General features: G+C 42.5%; 5 protein-coding genes. 3 read left to right on the forward strand and 2 right to left on the reverse strand.

Going from position 1 to position 4316, the window contains the following annotated elements:
• Positions 1 to 1245 (forward strand): HD-GYP domain-containing protein (locus tag ACWVCM_RS06070; RefSeq protein ID WP_455200829.1); only part of this gene is annotated, 1245 nt, incomplete at its 5' end.
• A 317-nt stretch (positions 1246 to 1562) separates the two neighbouring features.
• Complete coding sequence (locus ACWVCM_RS06075) at positions 1563 to 1880, forward strand: hypothetical protein (RefSeq protein ID WP_455200830.1); 318 nt, start codon at positions 1563 to 1565, stop codon at positions 1878 to 1880.
• A 37-nt stretch (positions 1881 to 1917) separates the two neighbouring features.
• Here the strand turns inward: ACWVCM_RS06075 and ACWVCM_RS06080 are convergent, their stop codons facing one another.
• Positions 1918 to 2178 carry a DUF5062 family protein gene (locus tag ACWVCM_RS06080; protein ID WP_455200831.1) on the reverse strand — a complete coding sequence of 87 codons (261 nt, stop codon included), beginning with the start codon at positions 2176 to 2178 and terminating at the stop codon, positions 1918 to 1920.
• A 209-nt stretch (positions 2179 to 2387) separates the two neighbouring features.
• Between ACWVCM_RS06080 and ACWVCM_RS06085 the strand changes: the two genes are divergently transcribed.
• A complete protein-coding gene (locus ACWVCM_RS06085) occupies positions 2388 to 3164 on the forward strand; it encodes a M90 family metallopeptidase (protein WP_455200832.1) in 777 nt (258 codons plus the stop codon).
• Positions 3165 to 3512: 348 nt separating this feature from the next.
• Here ACWVCM_RS06085 and ACWVCM_RS06090 read toward each other — a convergent pair whose 3' ends face one another.
• Complete coding sequence (locus ACWVCM_RS06090) at positions 3513 to 4091, reverse strand: hypothetical protein (protein ID WP_455200833.1); 579 nt, start codon at positions 4089 to 4091, stop codon at positions 3513 to 3515.
• Positions 4092 to 4316 lie beyond the last annotated feature (225 nt).

Genomic DNA, 4316 nt, shown 5'->3' on the forward strand with positions numbered 1-4316 from the left:
TATGTGGATGATCTCTCGATCGGTATGTACGTATCCCAACTCGATCGGCCCTGGACCGAGACAGGTTTTATGTTCCAGGGTTTTCGTATCCAGTCGCCAGACGACATTTCTGAATTGCAACAAGCCTGTGAATTTGTTTTCGTAGACAAAGAAAAGTCAGTACTCAAAGATATTCGCTCAGAATTTTCACTGACTATTGAAACCACATCCAGCGCGGTCAGGGAACTACCGGCATGCCCCTTGCCGACAGACCCTGATTTCAAAACCCAGATGAGACATTCGCTGCGAGTTCATTCGATGGCGAAAAAGTACATTGACAAAATACTGAGTGATATTCAACAGGGCAAGGACATTGATATTAAAGAAGCCAAATCGCTTGTCAGCAACTTAACAAAAAATATTATGGAAAATCCAATGGCGTTGATCTGGTTAACCCAGTTAAAGAACCGCGATGAATACACAGCGAACCACTCACTGAACGTTTGCATTTTAGCGCTTTTTTTTGGACGTAGCCTGGGATTCAATACTCAGCAGCTTAATGAATTAGGTATCGGCGCATTGCTACATGATGTTGGTAAACTTCGTGTGCCTCTGGAAATATTAAACAAACCCGACAGGCTGACTGATGATGAATTCGCAGTCATGAAAAAACACACTTTGTTTGGCTACGACCTGTTAAAAAACAAAGACGAACTCAGCCAGGAGGCTTTAGTCATCATTCAACAGCATCATGAACGCGTTGATGGACACGGTTATCCATATGGCCTGGAGAATCACAGTATTAACCTGTACAGTAAAATCGTGAAAATTGTCGATGTCTATGATGCCGTCACCAGCAAGCGCCCCTATCAGGACGGTGTGTCACCGTACCATGCCCTCAACTGTATTTATTCAGATCGGAACGGCGCTTTTGACGAAGAACTGGTACAGCAGTTTCTTAAACACATGGGTATTTATCCCGTTGGTTGCACCATTGAATTAAATACGGGTGAAATTGGAATCGTCACGTCAATCAATGAAAAACGTCATTTAACGCCCACCTTGTTATTACTATTCAACACGCAAAAACAACCACTGAAACAACATAAATATATGAACCTTGCTAGCGAATGCTGGGGAGATGACAAGAGCCGTCCACGAATTGAGAAAGTAGTCAATCCAGACGAATACAACCTGGACATATCACAAATATTTTCTAAAGAAGCCATTTTTGTCGCCTACGATAACGCCGAAGAACAGCATTGACAGGCAAACACCCTGCACATCAGACGCAATGGCTTTCACAGCCTGATCGATGGCATCTAAATTTTTTTGCATTAAAATATTGTTTTCTGTGGTAAAAATAAACCAACTCAAACAGTCAACTATCCAATATTCGTAATGAGCGAATTTTTTGCTTATTGCGACAAAAAGCGCGCTACGAACAATTTGTCTTTTGACCGACATCAATAAAACTGACTAAATATTAGTGGTTACTGATGAGCGTAGTGACTACTATTTTTATAATTTCATTACCGAACTTCTTTAGCGGTTAAACAACGACTCGGGGACAGGAGACAATAATGACAGACCGTGTTTGTAAAAGCTGTGGCTATGTAGGCAAGGCTGAACACCAAAGCTGGGGTACTTTTGTGGTTGATGCATTTATCTGGCTGATGTTTGGCAGCTTAACACTGTTTTCAGGCCTATTGTTTGTACTATTTATTCCTCTCGCATGGACCATATATCATCTGGCCTTATTCAGTAATACTCAATGTCCTAAATGCAAAGATCTTGATATGGTGAGCAAGGAAAGCAAGAAAGGTAAAGCCGTGCTTAAACACGAAGCTGGTTATCCCGAGCCCTGGAGCGAAGACAATCATCCAGCAGCTTCTCATTAAATAAGAGCGACCTACAGACCTGGTAGCTGGCCGGCTTCTATTTTAGTAAAGGATCATCTTTAGGTAATTGCTTTGAGTACCAGATAGCCAACTTGTGACGCATCGTTTTTTGTGACACCTGGTCTTCTGGTAATGGCTGGATAAGCTTGTCGTGCACAAGCAAACGGTAGATATAAAGAATACGCTCACTCACCGAGTCAGTTGGCTCAAAAATTACAGCCCCCCTGTCCTCACCATACTTCATCCCGGCCTGTATTGCCCCTTTAACCAACTCTGCCTCGTGCTTCAGTTTCTTCATGCTTAACTCCTGTATCACAATGATTGACAGTGAATAGGGTGTTGGTTATAACTCTGCGCTCCCCGCTGCTATACTCACACTGCCGACGGGTATTGTCCAGTATTCATCACTATAATCAGTCACTTTTCTTTAATCTATAATTGAGCCTCTACCCGGAAGATATATCAGGATACCTTGCAAAGCTTTCCAGCTGGCCATATTTACAGAACATGTTTGCATCAATAACCAACTGGTGGCAAAAGCGTATTATTAAACGCTCAACAATCACAGATAAACAATGGCAGCACGCAATTGACCGCCTGCCATTGTTGGCAAATCTTGCTGAAGGAGAAACAAAAAAACTCATTGAGTTAAGTATCTTATTCCTTCACTACAAATCACTGGAAGGTGCGCACGGTCTCCAGCTTACACTGGAAATGAAATTAATTATTGCCTTGCAGGCCTGCTTGCCAATACTCAATCTTGGAATTGACTGGTATCGCGGCTGGGTTTCAGTCATCGTCTACCCCGCCCAGTTTATTCCGGAAAGAAATTTTGTCGATGAATACGGCGTCGAACACCGCACCAAAGCCGTACTCAGCGGCGAGTCATGGCACAAAGGGCCCGTCGTTTTATCCTGGGAAGACACCGAGCAATCAGGTGAGATCGACGGAAACAACCTGGTGATTCATGAGTTTGCTCACAAGCTGGATGTACTTAATGGCCGGACCAACGGCTTTCCGCCTTTGCACCGGGGCATGGATGTTCCACAATGGGTTGCTACATTGAGTGATGCATACAACGATTTTCAAAACCGTTTAAATACCTGGAATGATGTACCGATTGATGACTATGCCGCTTCATCACCGGCAGAATTTTTTGCAGTTTTTAGCGAAGTCTTTTTTGAACGGCCGGATATACTCACTGCCTACTACCCCGGAGTATACGTACAATTTAAACAATTTTACCGGCAAGATCCATTAACGAGAGCAACAGACAGCCATTGATAGAGAACAACACATTATTGTTCTATATCAGCAGCAGAAACTTACCAGACCTTTTCCTGTTTTTTCTTACGGCGCACTTCCCTCCAGTCACAATCCCATGGGAAAATTATTGGTATATATACCATCAATACCAATCGATGACATAAACAGCCATTCTGGTTCAGTTGGACAATTATTCAATGAATCAGGCACAACGCGACAACCTTCAAAATACAAAAAGTGGCGTCATTCCACGTAATGTTTCTACAGCGTGACGCCACCACCCGCGATTCAATTAATATTTATGTCAACTGATTTACTGGAAAAGCAGAACACAATTTAAAGACTAACGAACACACTAACTTATTTTCAATCATCAAAAGAAACAACAAATAAGTAGTCAAAGGTGATAAATGAGGTTTCCGGACTTAACAAATCGAGCTCACGCAAATCATTGCCCCCGGAAACCCTGACCGACCCTTGTGCTTTTTTAAACCTGCGAGATCCACTATAGATCGTTTGCTCTGAAGGAAAATCTCCCACGACATGCGTAATACCCGTTTCCTCGGGTGGTGCATCCAGGGCAGGTTGAACCGTTACATTATTAACCGTTACTATAATGCCTTGATTCTTAAAATCGAGCACATAGGCTGTCGTAATGGTAAACCCGCCTCCATCACCAACAGGATTTGGTGCACCTAAAAGGCAATCGTAGCCTTTGCCAATAGTCCAACCTGTCTTGGGATTGATCATATCAGTAACAAAACAACCTCCCGCACCTGGAGGTAACAGATGTGCAATTTTTCCTGGAGGGTATTCAAAGCCACCCTTACCTTTCCACTGTACCACCAGGTTTAAATTGGAAAATCCACCCGCTACTGATGTATAGGGCAATAAAAACAACGCGATGAAAATAAACAAGAACCATTTTAGTTTATTGATAACCATTGCTAGTCCTCCCGATTGAACAATTAGGGAAATGTCAAACGCTATGCATCCTTAATAATCTATTAATTACCTGTAATTACAAATCAACAGGAGGTAATTGATGTATGGGAATTAATGCATATCCTTTGGTTTGATACCAGATAGATGATGCAAACGCATTATCTATAACCACTATCCCATCAAACAAATTTGCGGGATCCGTACCAACCCACAAACAGGAAATGA

The organism is Kaarinaea lacus, from assembly GCF_975902315.1.

Bases quoted from the DNA above. Each gene is read 5' to 3' on its own strand.
- ACWVCM_RS06075 (WP_455200830.1), top strand. From the start codon at position 1,563: ATGACAGACCGTGTTTGTAAAAGCTGTGGCTATGTAGGCAAGGCTGAA.
- ACWVCM_RS06080 (WP_455200831.1), bottom strand. From the start codon at position 2,178: ATGAAGAAACTGAAGCACGAGGCAGAGTTGGTTAAAGGGGCAATACAG.
- ACWVCM_RS06085 (WP_455200832.1), top strand. From the start codon at position 2,388: ATGTTTGCATCAATAACCAACTGGTGGCAAAAGCGTATTATTAAACGC.
- ACWVCM_RS06090 (WP_455200833.1), bottom strand. From the start codon at position 4,091: ATGGTTATCAATAAACTAAAATGGTTCTTGTTTATTTTCATCGCGTTG.